The sequence below is a fragment of the Caballeronia sp. TF1N1 genome, assembly GCF_022878925.1.
In the GTDB taxonomy this organism is placed as follows: domain Bacteria; phylum Pseudomonadota; class Gammaproteobacteria; order Burkholderiales; family Burkholderiaceae; genus Caballeronia.
Window position 1 is genome coordinate 816,469 of sequence record NZ_CP084626.1, and the last position, 14,458, is coordinate 830,926.

The 14,458-nt window shown below is 63.4% G+C and carries 12 protein-coding genes and 1 tRNA gene; 8 read left to right on the plus strand and 5 right to left on the minus strand.

Annotated elements, in window-relative coordinates; translation table 11 throughout:
• Positions 1–49: 49 nt before the first annotated feature.
• The 3 genes from LDZ28_RS03765 to pepN form a co-directional block, all read right to left on the minus strand.
• Positions 50–125: transfer RNA gene (locus LDZ28_RS03765), tRNA-Thr, on the minus strand.
• Positions 126–178: 53 nt separating this feature from the next.
• Positions 179–1,195 carry a class 1 fructose-bisphosphatase gene (locus tag LDZ28_RS03770; protein WP_244827384.1) on the minus strand — a complete coding sequence of 339 codons (1,017 nt, stop codon included), beginning with the start codon at positions 1,193–1,195 and terminating at the stop codon, positions 179–181.
• A 162-nt stretch (positions 1,196–1,357) separates the two neighbouring features.
• Complete coding sequence (pepN, locus tag LDZ28_RS03775; protein ID WP_244827385.1) at positions 1,358–4,081, minus strand: aminopeptidase N; 2,724 nt, start codon at positions 4,079–4,081, stop codon at positions 1,358–1,360.
• Positions 4,082–4,276: 195 nt separating this feature from the next.
• On the opposite strand from pepN, the gene LDZ28_RS03780 reads away from it, so the two are divergent.
• From LDZ28_RS03780 to LDZ28_RS03815, 8 genes are all read left to right on the plus strand, one after another.
• A complete protein-coding gene (locus LDZ28_RS03780) occupies positions 4,277–5,071 on the plus strand; it encodes a DUF4136 domain-containing protein (RefSeq protein WP_370652090.1) in 795 nt (264 codons plus the stop codon).
• 204 nt (positions 5,072–5,275) lie between these two features.
• Positions 5,276–5,992 carry a CDP-alcohol phosphatidyltransferase family protein gene (locus LDZ28_RS03785; protein ID WP_244827987.1) on the plus strand — a complete coding sequence of 239 codons (717 nt, stop codon included), beginning with the start codon at positions 5,276–5,278 and terminating at the stop codon, positions 5,990–5,992.
• On the plus strand, positions 5,989–6,804 hold the full coding sequence (locus LDZ28_RS03790; protein ID WP_244827386.1) for a 2OG-Fe(II) oxygenase: 816 nt from the start codon (positions 5,989–5,991) through the stop codon (positions 6,802–6,804). Before LDZ28_RS03785 ends, LDZ28_RS03790 begins: the two co-directional genes overlap by 4 nt.
• Entirely contained in the window at positions 6,801–7,817 is a 1,017-nt protein-coding gene (locus LDZ28_RS03795; protein ID WP_244827387.1) for a flippase-like domain-containing protein, read from the plus strand. Before LDZ28_RS03790 ends, LDZ28_RS03795 begins: the two co-directional genes overlap by 4 nt.
• Positions 7,818–7,841: 24 nt before the next feature.
• Positions 7,842–8,615: an NTP transferase domain-containing protein gene (locus LDZ28_RS03800; RefSeq protein ID WP_244827388.1), complete on the plus strand. Its 774-nt coding sequence runs from the start codon at positions 7,842–7,844 to the stop codon at positions 8,613–8,615.
• A complete protein-coding gene (gene aepX, locus LDZ28_RS03805; RefSeq protein ID WP_244827389.1) occupies positions 8,612–10,300 on the plus strand; it encodes a phosphoenolpyruvate mutase in 1,689 nt (562 codons plus the stop codon). Before LDZ28_RS03800 ends, aepX begins: the two co-directional genes overlap by 4 nt.
• Positions 10,293–11,450 carry a phosphonopyruvate decarboxylase gene (aepY, locus tag LDZ28_RS03810; protein WP_244827390.1) on the plus strand — a complete coding sequence of 386 codons (1,158 nt, stop codon included), beginning with the start codon at positions 10,293–10,295 and terminating at the stop codon, positions 11,448–11,450. The genes aepX and aepY overlap by 8 nt, the downstream gene beginning before the upstream one ends.
• Positions 11,450–12,508, plus strand: coding sequence for a 2-aminoethylphosphonate aminotransferase (locus tag LDZ28_RS03815; RefSeq protein WP_244827391.1), 1,059 nt, complete (start codon positions 11,450–11,452; stop codon positions 12,506–12,508). Before aepY ends, LDZ28_RS03815 begins: the two co-directional genes overlap by 1 nt.
• Here the strand turns inward: LDZ28_RS03815 and LDZ28_RS03820 are convergent.
• Both LDZ28_RS03820 and guaD read right to left on the minus strand, forming a co-directional pair.
• A complete protein-coding gene (locus tag LDZ28_RS03820) occupies positions 12,505–12,954 on the minus strand; it encodes a hypothetical protein (protein WP_244827392.1) in 450 nt (149 codons plus the stop codon). The two genes, LDZ28_RS03815 and LDZ28_RS03820, sit on opposite strands and share 4 nt — an antisense overlap.
• A gap of 164 nt (positions 12,955–13,118) precedes the next feature.
• Positions 13,119–14,447, minus strand: a complete 1,329-nt coding sequence (gene guaD, locus LDZ28_RS03825; RefSeq protein WP_244827393.1) for a guanine deaminase — start codon at positions 14,445–14,447, stop codon at positions 13,119–13,121.
• Positions 14,448–14,458 lie beyond the last annotated feature (11 nt).

Below are 14,458 nucleotides of genomic sequence, written 5' to 3' on the forward strand. Positions count from 1 at the left end.
CAACGCAAAAAGCCCAGTCAACTTGACTGGGCTTTTTGCTTGATACGTTTGGTGCCGGAAAGAGGAATCGAACCCCCGACCTTCGCATTACGAATGCGCTGCTCTACCGTCTGAGCTATTCCGGCATCAGAGAAACGAGATTATAGAGACTCCTTTCCCAATTTGGCAAGACCCTGAATCAAACTTTCTTTTCCGAGTGATAACGCGTCACGCGATCGACCTCGCTCTTCGAGCCGAGAAACACCGGCACGCGCTGGTGCAGGCTCGTTGGAACGATATCCAGAATGCGTTGCTCGCCATCCGTCGCGGCGCCGCCAGCCTGCTCGACGATCAGCGCCATCGGGTTCGCTTCGTACATCAGACGCAGCTTGCCCGGACGGTCCGGCGTGCGCTTGTCCGCGGGATACATGAAGATGCCGCCGCGATTCAAGATGCGATGCACATCCGCCACCATCGACGCGATCCAGCGCATGTTGAAGTCGTCCTTGCGCGGGCCGTCCTTGCCGTCGTTCAACTCGCCGATATACCTCTGCACCGGCTCATACCAGTGACGGCTGTTGGACGCGTTGATCGCATACTCGCGCGTTTCGGTCGGAATGCGCATGTCGCTCTGCGTCAGCACCCACGAGCCCAGCTCGCGGTCCAGCGTGAAGCAGTTCACGCCGTTGCCGGTCGTGAGCACGAGCACGGTTTGCGGGCCGTACACCGCATAGCCCGCGGCGACCTGCGCCGAACCCGGCTGCATGAACGCTTCCTCGCTCGGCTCCGCGCCGTCCGGACAGCGCAGCACCGAAAAAATGGTGCCGATCGACACGTTCACGTCGATGTTCGACGATCCATCGAGCGGATCGAAGGTCAGCAGATAGTTGCCTTTCGGATAACGATTCGGGATCGGGAAGATCTTTTCCATCTCTTCCGATGCCATCGCGGCCAGGTTGCCGCCCCATTCGTTGGCTTCGAGCAGAATTTCGTTGGACAGCACGTCGAGCTTCTTCTGCACTTCGCCCTGCACGTTTTCGCTGCCGGCCGTACCGAGCGCGTCGCCGAGTGCGCCCTTGCTCACCTGATAACCGATTTGCTTGCATGCACGCGCGACGACTTCGATCAGAAGACGCAAGTCGGCCGGCAGATTCTGGTGTTCGCGCTGCTGCTCGATCAGGTATTTCGTGAGCGTAGTGCGGCTGGAGATGGACATGCTGGGCTCCGTGAGCGTTTGACGAATCTCATGATTCTAACCGCTTGCCCCATGCGCTCCGTATGACAGAGGCCGCTGATGCCCGACATAAGCAAGAACGGCCACCGCGCTAAACAACACGCAGTGGCCGCTAAACAGTAAAAAAGTGTGATGAATCAGTGATTAAGCGGCGAGCGCCTTTTCGACGACTTCGCGCACATCGCGCGATTTCGCTTTCGACGCCACTTCGGTCAACGCCGCATGCATCTTCTCGCGCAACTGTGGCGTGAAGCGGCGCCACAATTCGAGGCCGCGCGCGAGGCGGGCGGCGACTTGCGGATTGAGCGCATCGAGCGCGATGACCTGTTCGGCCCAGAACGCGTAGCCGGAACCGTCGGGCGCGTGGAATTGCGCCGGGTTGCCGCTGCAGAAACTGAAAATCAGCGAGCGCGCGCGATTCGGGTTCTTCAGCGTGAACGCCTGATGCTGCATCAACTGGCGCACGATCTCGATGATCTTGCGGTCCGGCCCGCCACGCTGCGTCGCCTGCAGCGCGAACCACTTGTCGATGACGAGCGCCTCGTGCTCGAAGCGGCGATAAAAGTCGTCGAGCGCGGTGTCGGCGACGGTGGGATCGGCGCCCGCTGTCGCGCTTGCCAGGAGCAGCGCGGAAAGCGCCGCCGAACGATCCGTCATGTTGTCGGCCGAATCGTACTGAGCCTCGGCAAGCCTGATGGCTTCGCTCGGGTCGTCGAGCTGGCTCAGGTAGGCAAGGGCGAGGTTCTTCAGGCCGCGCTTGCCCGCATCTTCCGGCGTCGGACGATATTCGCCCGGCGTGCGGTTCGCCTCGTAAGCGGCGAGCCACTTGTCGCGCAGTCCTGCCGCGAGCTGGCGGCTCATGAACACGCGCGCCGCGTGCACGGCGGCGGGATCGGAGACGGACATCTGCTCGGCGAGATAGCTTTCCGATGGCAGCATCATTGCGAGTTCGCGGAAAGCGGGCGTGAGCGTGGTGTCGTCGAGCACGCGGGAAAATGCCGCGATGATGTCGCTATCGAGCGTGAGCGTTTCGCCCTTGGCCGCGCGCGCGGCGAGCGCCAGCAGTTCCCGCGTGGCGAGCCGCTGACCGGCTTCCCAGCGATTGAAGGGATCGCTGTCGTGGGCCAGCAGAAACGCCAGTTGTTCGTTCGTGTAGTCGAATTCGACGATCACCGGTGCCGAGAAATTGCGCAGCAGCGAGGGCAGCGGCGCTTCGCTCACATCGACGAAAGTGAACGACTGTTCGCGCTCCGTGAATTCGAGCACGCGCGTCGTGCCGTTCGGCTCTTTTTCGCCTTCGAGACGAAGCGGCAAATCTGCGCCATTCGCGCCGATCAGACCGACCGCGAACGGAATCAGGAGCGGGCCTTGTTGCGTGGCGCGCGCGGCTTCGTTGCCCTCGGCGTAGCCTTGCGCGAGCGTCAGCGTGTAGCGCTTGGCGGCGGCGTCGTAAGAAGCGCGCACCGACACGCGCGGCGTGCCCGCCTGGCTGTACCAGCGCTCGTATTGCGAGAGGTCGCGGTTATTAGCGTCGGCCATGGCGTGACGGAAGTCGTCGCAAGTCACGGCCTGGCCGTCGTGGCGCTGGAAGTACAGGTCCATGCCCTTGCGAAAACCCTCGCGGCCAAAGAGTGTCTGATACATCCGCACGACTTCCGAGCCTTTCTCGTAGACGGTCATCGTGTAGAAATTATTGATCTCGACGTAGCTTTCCGGGCGCACCGGATGCGCCATCGGGCCGGCGTCCTCGGCGAACTGCATCTGACGCAAGACGCGCACGTCCTCGATCCGCTTGGTCGCGCGCGCGGCCGCGCTCGCCGCGCCATCCACGTCGCCCGCGGCCATATCGGCGGAAAATTCCTGGTCGCGGAAGACAGTGAGGCCTTCTTTCAGGCTCAACTGGAACCAGTCGCGGCAAGTCACGCGGTTGCCGGTCCAGTTATGGAAGTACTCGTGTCCGACGACCGCTTCGATGTTGGAGAAGTCGATATCGGTCGCGGTTTCCGGATTGGCCAGCACGTACTTCGTGTTGAAGATATTGAGGCCCTTGTTCTCCATTGCGCCCATGTTGAAGTCGCTGACCGCGACGATCATGAAGCGGTCCAGATCCAGTTCCAGCCCGAAGCGCTTCTCGTCCCAGCGAATGGAGTGGATGAGCGAATCCATGGCGTGGCGCGTCTTGTCGAGATCGTGCGGCTCGACCCAGACCTGCAGCAGCTTCTCTCGCGAACCGGACTGAATGCGCTCTTCTATCCTCACCAGCTTGCCGGCGACCAGCGCGAAGAGATAGCTCGGCTTCTTGAACGGGTCTTCCCAGACGGCGAAGTGGCGGCCGTCGGGCAGGTCGCCTTCATCGATCAGATTGCCGTTCGAGAGCAGCACCGGATACGCGGTCTTGTCGGCGCGCAGGGTCACGGTGTAGGTTGCCATCACGTCCGGACGGTCGAGGAAATAGGTGATGCGCCGGAAACCTTCCGCCTCGCACTGCGTAAAGAAGTTGCCGCTCGACACATAAAGCCCGGACAGCGTGGTGTTCGCGGCAGGATTGCAGACGCTTTCAATGACGAGTTCGAACACGTCGCCCGGAATATTGCCGATGGACAGACCGTTATCGCTTACACGGACGTCCGTATGCGGCTTGCCGTCGATGGTCGCGCTAACGAATTCGAGTTGCTCGCCGATCAGTTCGAGCCGCGCGGTGTTGTCCGCCGCGTCCGGGTTGCAATGCAGACGCATGCTGTTTCTGACAACGGTCCGCGAGGGCACGAGGTCGAACTCGAGCGCGACGGAATCGATCAGGAACGCGGGTGGCGTGTAGTCCTGGCGGCGGATCACGGTGGATGCGGTCGTTTCGGTCGTGGTGGACATGGCAAGATCTTGAGTGAGTTGAGCGGCGCGGTCGCGCTCGTGAGCCGGGTGGTTTCGGGCACAAAAGCGGGCGCGGCATGTCGAACCATTGTACTGAACGACCGCCGATCGTGAAGCCGGACGGTCAGCAAGGCGTCCGCGGCCACAGCAAGAGCGGCTCAAACCGGAACGACATTGAACGAAGCGAGGAAGACCATGATTTCCCGGATCGAAGGCAGCGGCCCGTGGCGCATGCTGGCCCGCGCGGCGCTCGCGCTTGGCGTGCTCTGGCTTGCCGGCTGCACGACCTACGTGCAGACGCAGGTCACCGCGTTCTCGGATTGGAGCGGCGGCAGCGACGCCACCCGTACCTACGCCTTCGCGCGCAACAACGATCAGCAGAACAGCATCGAGCAGACGACTTACGAGACGCTCGTCGCCACCGAGCTTTCGAAGTATTCGTTCCGTCAGGCGCCGGAAGCGAGCGCGAACTACAGGGTGGCGCTCAATTATTCGGTACGCGGCGATTTGATGACGGTGCGCCAGCCCGTCTATTACGACCCCTGGCCGATGTACGGTCCGTGGGGGCGCCCGGGCTTTGGACCATGGGGCGGCGGCTGGGGCGGCTGGGGCGGCTATGGCTACGGCGGTGGCCCGTGGGGCCCAACGGGCTACGTCGATCAAAGCTTCCCGGTTTATATCCACGCGCTGCAAATTCGCATGAACGAGCGTGCTTCCGGGCGTGAAGTCTATAAGGTGACGGCGGTCAATTCCACGGAAGATCCGTCGCTCTATCACGCCATGCCGTATCTCACGCGCAGCGCGCTGGCCGACTTCCCGCTCGGCAACGGCACGGTTCGCACGGTCACCATTCTTGTCGACAAGAACGGCGGCATGTCGAGCGAAACCACGGCATCCATCGGCAACGAGCGCAGCGTACCCATACCACCGCCCAATGCGCCACCGCCTCCGCCGCCGCGCAACGCGCCGCCGCCCGCGACCATTCAGTGATCCGCAAGCGCCCCGAATCGAAACGGGGCGCCTGTTCCGTCAAAACGAATCGGAAATATTTTCTTCGGGGCGAATCGCGACAATCGTTTGCGGCGAGCGGGCATGGATCAAAACACGCGTCCGCCCCCGCTAAACAAGGTTCCGACGCCGTCGGAATGAGTCGCAATATATGCAGCTTGCGCGAAATAGCGATATATTCGCGTGATGACAAAATCGTGTCCGCCCAGCCCGAAAGCCGTTCCCGAACCATCGACATGGGACGCGCGCATTGCCCGCCGTCTCGTCACGCCACTCGTCGGAACGCCGGTAACGCCCAATCACCTTACGACACTACGGCTCGCCATCGGTCTTGGCGGCGCGTACTATTTGTCGCTCGGTTCGTTCTGGCTTTGCACGCTCGGCGCGTTGCTGATCGCACTGTCGAATCTCGTCGATCACACCGACGGCGAGCTCGCGCGTATCAGCGGTCAGTCGAGCAGGATCGGCCACCTGTACGACCTCGCGTGCGATGCGCTCGTCACCGTGCTGCTGTTCGCGGGCATCGGCTTTTACGTGAGCGTGCATCATCCGGCGTGGCCCGTTTCGGCGCAGTGGCTCGGCGGCATCGCGGGCATTGCCGTTGCGTTGATCTTTTTCCTGCGCATGCGGATCGAGTCGACGGTCGGCAAGGCCGCCACGAAGCAGGCGTCGATGGCGGGCTTCGAAACCGAGGACGTGCTTTACCTGCTGCCGGTGATTACCATCCTGAACGGCATGACGCCGTTTCTGATCGCGGCGGCCATCGGCGCGCCGCTTTTCGCGATCTACGTGGCGGTGGATTATCAACGCGTGATGCGTCGCGAGCGTCGCGCAAAGAGCTCGAGCGCGAGCCAGGCGCAAACGCGTAGCGAGAACGGCAAGGACTTCCAGGCGGTGAGATGAGCGATACGGCAACCCCACTTCACGACAAGCTCAACGAAACGAGCAACGGGACCAGCAAAGCCACGCCGAGCGCGCGCGACATCGACACGACGTTGTCCGCGCGCATCTCGACGCTGCCGACGCCGCAATTGCGCCAGGACTACGACAAGCAGGGCGCGTTTCTCTACCTCGAAGACTTTCTGCCGCGCGATTACACCGAACGCCTGATCGACGCCGTGCACGATGTCCTGCCCGCCGTGAATCGCAATTACTTGCCGGGGCACAAGGCGGGCGGCAGCGTGAGCCGTCATACGCTCGACAAGCTCGCGCCGTTCATCGCGGACCTGTACCGCTCGGAAGCCCTCATCGAGTGGCTCGAAACGCTGACGGGCGACAAGCTGCAACTCTCGCCCGAAGACGACGCGCACGCCTACGCGCTGTATTTCTATACGCGGCCAGGCGATCACATCGGCTGGCACTACGATACTTCGTATTACAACGGCCGCCGTTACACGCTGTTGCTCGGTGTCATCGACGACTCCTCCTGCCGTCTCGACTACGAACTGCACACGCGCACGCCCGAGATTCCCGATCAGCCGGGCTCCGTGCAGTATCCGCCGGGCGCGCTCGTCTTCTTCGACGGCGACAAGCTGCGTCATCGCATCACGCCGCTCGGCGAAAATGAAATGCGCGTCTCGCTTACGTTCGAATACGTGACCGACCCGAACATGAAGCCGTTTCAGCGCTTCATCTCGAACATGAAAGATTCGATCGCGTACTTCGGTTTCAGGCAGGTCTTTCGCCGCAAGGGCGGCAAGAACGGCGCCGCATGAGTCGCGCTGGCACTTTCCTGCTGTCGGCCGGCGTGGTTCTGTTCGTCGCGCTGCTCGGCTGGCAAGGCTTCGGCTCCGTGGCCTCGACGCTCGCCGCGGCGGGCTGGGGACTCGTCGCCGTCGCGGCGTTCCATTTCGTGCCGCTTTTCATTGATGCAATCGCTATCAGCACTCTCTTCTCGAACAAGGAACGCGACGTCTCCTTGCGCGATGCCTTGCTCGCGCGCTGGACGGGTGAATCGGTCAACAGCCTGATGCCCGCCGGGCAGATCGGCGGACCGATGCTCATGGTCCGCTATCTCACGCAGCGCGGCATGCGCGCCCGCGACGCCGCCGCGGTCATTACCGTCAGCACAACCATGCAGACGGTCGCGCAATTGCTTTTCGCGCTGGTCGGCGTCGTGCTCCTCACCGGTTACGCGACGGGCGGCTCCGCTTCCACCGTACGGATCGCGGTGCTCGCGGTCATCGGCGTGATCGGCGCGATGATTCTCGGTTTCTATCTGGCGCAGCGGCGCGGTCTCTTCGGTCGCGCCATGCGCTTCGCCTCCGGCATCGCGGCGCGCTTCTCGAAGAAGCACGACTGGTCCTCGCTCGTCACACGCGCCGAAGCGGTCGATACCGCCGTCCACGAGATGTATCGCGAACGCGGCAAGGTGGCGGCGAGCTTCGGCCTGAGCCTCGTCGGCTGGGTGGTTGGCACGGGCGAAGTGTGGCTCGCCCTGAGTCTGCTCGGGCACCCGGTCGGCTGGACCGAAGCGCTGCTGCTCGAAAGTCTCGGCCAGGCCATTCGCGGCGCGGCGTTCGCCATTCCCGGTTCGCTCGGCGTGCAGGAAGGCGGCTATCTGCTGCTCGCACGTCTGGTCGGCCTGCCGCCCGAAGCGGCGCTCGCGCTGTCGCTTGTGAAACGTGCGCGCGAGTTGCTGCTTGGCGTGCCGGGCATCGTCTATCTGCATTTCGTTGAAAAAGGCTGGCAGCGCCGCCGTCTCGCGCGTGTGCCGGAAATCGACTGAACCACCCTCGAAGGGAATCACACCATGCGCGCAATTATCCTTGCGGCCGGGATGGGCTTGCGCCTCGTGCAGCCCGAAGGCCAGCAAAAGCCGAAGTGTCTCTTGCGTTTCGGCGACGCGTCGCTCCTTGAGCGCCATCTGCACTTGCTGAAGGCAGCCGGTGTCGATGAAGTCGTCTTCGTGACGGGCTTCAAGCACGAACAGATCGAAGCGGAACTGGCGGGCATCGACTGGAAGCCCAAGACGGAAACGGTGATCAACGCCGACTTCTCGCTTGGCAGCGTGCTCTCCGTGCATACCGCGCGCGACGCCATGACACGCGGCGGCGATGTCCTCCTGATGGACGCCGACGTGCTCTACGACGAACGCATTCTCGCGCCGCTGGTGGCGGGCGGCTCGGCGAACCGTCTTTTGATCGACCGCGACTTCGAAGCCGGCGACGAGCCGGTGAAGCTGTGCGTGGCGCACGGCGTGCCGGTCGAACTGCGCAAGCAAGTGGCGGCGGGCTTGGATTACGACACGATCGGCGAATCGGTGGGATTCTTTCGCTTCGATCAGAAGACGGCGCAGCGCCTGGCCGAAATCGTCGCGGATTATGTGGAAACCGGCCGCGCGAACTTGCCGCATGAAGAAGCGGTGCGCGACCTGTTGCTGGAAAAGCGCCACGCGTTCGATATCGCCGATGTCACCGGCGCACCGTGGATCGAAATCGACTTTCAAAACGACGTGACGCGCGCGGCTCTCGACGTGCTGCCGCAATTGAACGCCCTCAGTCAGTTTGCCGGAGCCCTGAAATGAACGCACCCTCGCAACTTCCCGTCGGTTTTTCGCGCACGCTGCGCCTGCGCGAGATGCTGCAAAGCAATCGCCTCGAATTCCTGATGGAGGCGCACAACGGCATTTCCGCGCGCATCGCCAAGGAAGCGGGCTTCAAGGCGATCTGGGGCTCGGGCCTGTCGATCTCCGCGCAGTTCGGCGTGCGCGACAACAACGAAGCAAGCTGGACGCAGGTCGTCGACAACCTTGAATTCATGGCGGACGCCAGCGACTTGCCCATTCTCCTCGACGGCGACACCGGCTACGGCAACTTCAACAACGTGCGCCGGCTCGTCAAGAAGCTGGAGCAGCGTGGCATCGCGGGCGTGTGTATCGAAGACAAGCAGTTTCCGAAGACCAACAGCTTCATCAACGGCGAAGCGCAGCCGCTCGCCGATATCGACGAATTCTGCGGCAAGATCAAAGCCGGCAAGGACTCGCAGAGCGACCCGAACTTCTCCATCGTCGCGCGCGTGGAAGCGCTGATCGCGGGCTGGGGCATGGAAGAAGCGTTGAAGCGCGCCGAGGCGTATCGCCAGGCGGGCGCGGACGCCATCCTGATTCACAGCAAGCTCTCGAAGCCCGACGAAATCCTGACCTTCGCGCGCGAATGGGCCGGGCGCGGGCCGCTCGTCATCGTGCCGACGAAGTACTACAGCACGCCGACCGATGTGTTCCGTCAGGCAGGCATCAGCACGGTGATCTGGGCGAATCATCTGATTCGCGGCGCGGTCTCGGCCATGCAGGCCATCGCGAAGGAAATCCACGATAGCGAGACGCTCATCAACGTGGAAGACCGCATTGCGTCGGTCAACGAAATTTTCCGTCTGCAGGATGCCGACGAATACTCGGCCGCCGAGAACATCTATCTGAGTTCGGCCAACGCGCAACGCAGCGCCGTGGTGCTGGCGGCAAGCCGCGGCGCGGGCCTCGAAGCACTGACCGCCGAGCGTCCGAAAGTCATGCTGCCGGTCGCGGGCAAGCCGCTCTTGCGCCATCTGGCCGAGGCGTTCAAGAAGGAAGGCATCAACGACATCACGGTGGTCGGCGGTTATCGCGCCGATGCGATCGATGCGTCCGGTATCCGTCTCGTCGTCAACGCGGAGCACGAGACGACGGGCGAGTTGGCATCGCTCGCGTGTGCCGTGAAGCATATGAGCGGCGACACCGTGCTTTCGTACGGCGATCTTTTGTTCCGCAGCTATATCCTGCGCGATCTGGTGGAATCGGATAGCGACTTCTGCGTAGTGGTGGATTCGTCGCAGGCGCCGCAAGCGGGCGCGAGCGGCACCGACTTCGCGTATTGCTCGCACGCCGACGACCGCTCGCTCTTCGGCCAGAAAGTCTGGCTGCAAAGCGTGGTCGGCGCGGGCCAGAACCTGACCGATGGCCGCGCACCGCAAGGCCGCTGGATCGGCCTCATCAACGTGCGCGCCAACGCGCGAGAAGCATTGCAAACCACGCTCAAGCAATTGCAGCAACGCGCCGACTTCGACAAGCTCGACATGGCCGCGCTGCTCAATGCACTGGTCGCGGCGGGCAAGAAGGTCGAAGTGCAATACGTGCACGGCCACTGGCGCGGCGTGAACGACCTCGACGACTTCCGTCGCGCCGGCGATTTCGCGCACGGTCAAATGCCGGTCGGCACGGAGAACGAGCGTGATTGAAGCTGCCGGGTTCGTCGAAGCGGCGCGCACGCGTGGCTTCGACTGGTACGCGGGCGTGCCTTGCTCGTATCTCACGCCGTTCATCAACTACGTGCTGCAGGACGACTCGCTGCATTACGTCTCGGCGGCGAATGAAGGCGACGCCGTCGCGCTGATCGCGGGCGTCGCGCTCGGCGGCGCGGGCAAACGTCGCGGCATCGCCATGATGCAGAACTCCGGCTTGGGCAATGCGGTGAGTCCCCTGACGTCGCTCACGTGGACGTTTCGCCTGCCGCAGTTGCTGATCGTGACGTGGCGCGGCCAGCCAGGCGTCGCCGATGAGCCGCAACACGCGCTCATGGGTCCCGTGACGCCGCAGATGCTCGAAACGATGGAGATTCCGTGGGAACTGTTTCCGACGGAAAGCGAAGCCATCGGTCCGGCGCTCGACCGCGCGACGGCGTATATGGACAAGACGGGCCGCCCGTATGCGCTCGTCATGCAAAAGGGCAGCGTCGCGCCTTTCGAGCTCAAGAAGACCGGCTTGTCGGGCGTCAAGTCGAACGCCACGCCTGCCGCCGTGCAGCGCTTCGAAGGCGAGCGCGTGACGCGTCATGCGGCGCTCGAACGCGTGATCGCGAACACGCCTGCCGGCGAAACGGTCGTGCTGGCATCGACGGGATTTTGCGGCCGCGAACTCTATGCAATCGATGACCGCGCGAACCAGCTCTATCTCGTCGGCTCGATGGGCTGCGTCACGCCGATGGCGCTCGGCCTCGCGCTGTCGCGCCCGGACCTGACCGTGGTCGCGCTCGACGGCGACGGCGCCGCGCTCATGCGCATGGGCGTGTTCGCCACGCTCGGCGCTTACGGGCCGCCGAACCTCGTGCACTTGCTGCTCGACAACGGCGCACACGAATCCACCGGCGGTCAGGCGACGGTTTCGCGCGGTGTCGATTTCGCGTCGATCGCTTCCGCCTGCGGCTACACGCTCGCGCTCGATGGCGACGACATCGGCGTGATCGACCGCCTGCTGCAAGCGCGCGACGTGAATGGCGCGCGCTTTGCCCGGCTGTCGATTCGCGCCGGCACGCCGGGCGACTTGCCGCGTCCGAAGATCACGCCCGAAGACGTGCGCGCGCGTCTGCAACGACACATTGGAGACCGCTGATGCTGCTGCTCAATCCTGGTCCCGTCACGCTGTCCGAACGCGTGCGCAAGAGCCTTTTACAGACCGACTTGTGCCATCGCGAGCCGGAGTTCTTCGACCTTCAGGACGAAGCGCGCAAGCGTCTCGTCGCCGCTTACGAACTCGATCCCGCGAAGTGGAGCGCCGTGTTGATGACCGGTTCGGGCACGGCGGCCGTCGAGAGCATGATTGCGGGCATCGTGCCGGAAGGCGGGCGGCTTCTGATCGTCGAGAACGGCGTGTATGGCGAGCGCATCGCGCAGATCGCGAAGCAGTACCGCATCGACCATGAAGTCGTGAAATACGAGTGGATGCAGGCGCCGGATACCGATGCGATCATCGCGCGTCTCGATGGCTTCTCGCATGTCGCGATCATCCATCACGAGACCACGACGGGGCGCCTGAACCCGCTCGACACGCTGTCACGCGCGTGCGCCGAACGCGGCATCGGGTTGCTCGTCGACGCCGTCAGCAGCTTCGGCGCCGAGGCGATCGACTTCGACGGCGGCGGCATCGTCGCGGTGGCGGCGACAGCCAACAAATGCCTGCACGGCGTGCCGGGCGCGGCGTTCGTCATCGCGCGGCGCGATGCCTTGCAGAACGCCGCGAGCCGCACGTACTACCTTGGCATCGCGCGTCTGGCCAAACTGCAGGACGAGCGCAATACGCCGTTCACGCCATCGGTGCATGCGTATTACGCCCTCGTCGAAGCACTGCGCGAGTTCGAGGAAGAAGGCGGCTGGCGCGCGCGGCATCGGCGTTATGCGACGCTCGCCGAGCAGGTGCGCGCGGGTTTGGCTGCGCTCGGCATCGAGAGCGCGTTGCCGGCGCAGGAGTCGTCGGTGGTATTGCGGGCGTATCGCCTGCCTGCTGGCGTGAATTACGAGAAGCTGCACGACGCGTTGAAGGCGAAAGGTTTCGTCATCTACGCAGGGCAGGGCGGCTTGTCGAAGGAACTATTCCGTATCTCGACGATGGGCGCGCTGGATTCAAACGACATGCAGCGCCTGCTTTCGTCGGTCGCGGAATTGCTGCGCTAGGAACGCTTGCAAAAAATCGCCGTGATGAAGGGCGCGACGTGGTGCACGACCGCGTCGCTGCCCGCATCGCGCACCTTCTTCAGCACTTCGTCGTCGCCGCCCCAGACGACGGCGCCGTAGGATGAATCGCCGATCGGGTCGCCCTTGCCTTCCTTGAAGATCGGATCGTTCTTCTGATATCCCACCACCGCGTAAATCTTGAATCCGTAAGCCGTGAGATTCACGCCCTTGACCGGCCGGAACGCGTTGATCGAATTCGGCTCGACGCGCATGGGCTTGGTTTCGATGAGATTGGTTTCCAGGAGCGGCGCGATGAAATCATGCGCGTTGGAATGGCAGTCGAGCGGGCCTTCGATTCCAAAAGCCTGACAGAGCGCAGGCAGCGCGAGCAATGAAACGAGAGCGGTCTTGACGGCGATGCGGGAAGTGCGCGCGGTGTGCTTCATGGAGGCCATTGCGAACGAATGGTTGAACGCGGAGGCTCCACTTTATCCGCTATGCACACGCCATGCTCGAATGGCGTCCATCGTTCTAAAAAGAAACGGGCTACTGGCTGCCGGTTGGCAATCAGTAACCCGAACTTCGCGGAACTACGCAGCGTAATGTTCGACTACGCCGCCAGTTCCAGCGCCGCCGTCTGCCGACGCTCGCGCGAATGCACGCGCTTGCCGGCCGCATACGTCTCGTACACCGCACGATCGTCGCCGAGAAGCGCGAACGCGAACAGCAGTTCCTCAAGCGTATTCACGCGCTGCGTGCGGCGTGCGAGCAGCGGCGTCGCAGCCGGGTCGAGTACGACGAAATCCGCTTCGCTGCCGGGCGCGAGCGTGCCGATCTTGTCGTCGAGTTCGAGCACTTGCGCCGCGCCCGTCGTCGCGAGCCAGAACATGCGCGTCGCCGTCAGATGATGCCCCGTCAGACGCGCGACCTTGTGCGCTTCGTTCATGGTCTGCAGCATGGAGAACGAGGTGCCGCCGCCGACGTCCGTTGCGAGCGCAACCGGCATGTTCGAGGCGCCGGCCTTGTCGAAGTCGAAGAGGCCGCTGCCGAGAAACAGGTTCGACGTGGGACAGTGTGACGCCACCGCGCCCGTTTCGGCCATGCGCTGACGGTCGGCATCGTCGAGATAGATGCAGTGGCCGTACACCGCGCGGCGTCGCAACAGACCGTAGTGATCGTAAATGTCGAGATAGCTACGGTGTCCCGGAAACAGGCTCTCGACCCACTTGATCTCGTCGGTGTTCTCCGCCACGTGACTCTGGATGAACACGTCCCGATGCTTCTGCGCGAGCACGCCGCAGGCTTCGAGCTGCGCTTCCGTCGAGGTCGGCGCGAAGCGCGGCGTGAGCGCATATTGCTGGCGCCCGCGGCCATGCCAGCGCCCGATCAGTTCGTCGCTGTCGTCGTAGCCCGACTGCGCGGTGTCGCGCAGGAACTCGGGACAATTGCGGTCCATCAGCACCTTGCCCGCGACCATGCGCAGGTTGCGCGCTTCGCTTTCGGTGAAGAAGGCATCGGCGGATTGCTTGTGGACCGTGCAATAAACGAGCGCGGTGGTCGTGCCGCTGGCCAGCAGTTCGTCGATGAAGAAGCTCGCCGTTTCGCGCGCGACCGCCGGATTCTCGAAGCCGCGTTCCGTCGGAAACGTGTACGTGTTGAGCCACGGCAAGAGGCCCGGCGCGGGCGACGCGATCATGTCCGTCTGCGGATAGTGGATGTGCGAGTCGATGAAGCCCGGCACGATCAGCTTGTCGCGCAGCGTATGCACGGTGGCGTCCGCGGCGAGCTTGTCGCGCACCGACGCATACGAACCCGCCGCGACCACCTTGCCATCTTCGACGATCAAGAGGCCATCGGCCTCATGGACCGCGCCGTCGGCGGCATGCGCGGGATCTTCCCGGAAGGTGAGCAGCTGGGCGCGGTAGGCGGTTTGAGTCATGATGCAACGTC

Excerpts from the sequence above, each read along its gene's own strand:
- LDZ28_RS03795 (WP_244827387.1), top strand. The coding sequence starts at position 6,801 with ATGAGTCGCGCTGGCACTTTCCTGCTGTCGGCCGGCGTGGTTCTGTTC.
- LDZ28_RS03780 (WP_370652090.1), top strand. The coding sequence starts at position 4,277 with ATGATTTCCCGGATCGAAGGCAGCGGCCCGTGGCGCATGCTGGCCCGC.
- aepX (WP_244827389.1), top strand. The coding sequence starts at position 8,612 with ATGAACGCACCCTCGCAACTTCCCGTCGGTTTTTCGCGCACGCTGCGC.
- LDZ28_RS03770 (WP_244827384.1), bottom strand. The coding sequence starts at position 1,195 with ATGTCCATCTCCAGCCGCACTACGCTCACGAAATACCTGATCGAGCAG.
- LDZ28_RS03800 (WP_244827388.1), top strand. The coding sequence starts at position 7,842 with ATGCGCGCAATTATCCTTGCGGCCGGGATGGGCTTGCGCCTCGTGCAG.
- LDZ28_RS03820 (WP_244827392.1), bottom strand. The coding sequence starts at position 12,954 with ATGAAGCACACCGCGCGCACTTCCCGCATCGCCGTCAAGACCGCTCTC.
- LDZ28_RS03790 (WP_244827386.1), top strand. The coding sequence starts at position 5,989 with ATGAGCGATACGGCAACCCCACTTCACGACAAGCTCAACGAAACGAGC.
- pepN (WP_244827385.1), bottom strand. The coding sequence starts at position 4,081 with ATGTCCACCACGACCGAAACGACCGCATCCACCGTGATCCGCCGCCAG.
- guaD (WP_244827393.1), bottom strand. The coding sequence starts at position 14,447 with ATGACTCAAACCGCCTACCGCGCCCAGCTGCTCACCTTCCGGGAAGAT.
- LDZ28_RS03785 (WP_244827987.1), top strand. The coding sequence starts at position 5,276 with ATGACAAAATCGTGTCCGCCCAGCCCGAAAGCCGTTCCCGAACCATCG.
- LDZ28_RS03815 (WP_244827391.1), top strand. The coding sequence starts at position 11,450 with ATGCTGCTGCTCAATCCTGGTCCCGTCACGCTGTCCGAACGCGTGCGC.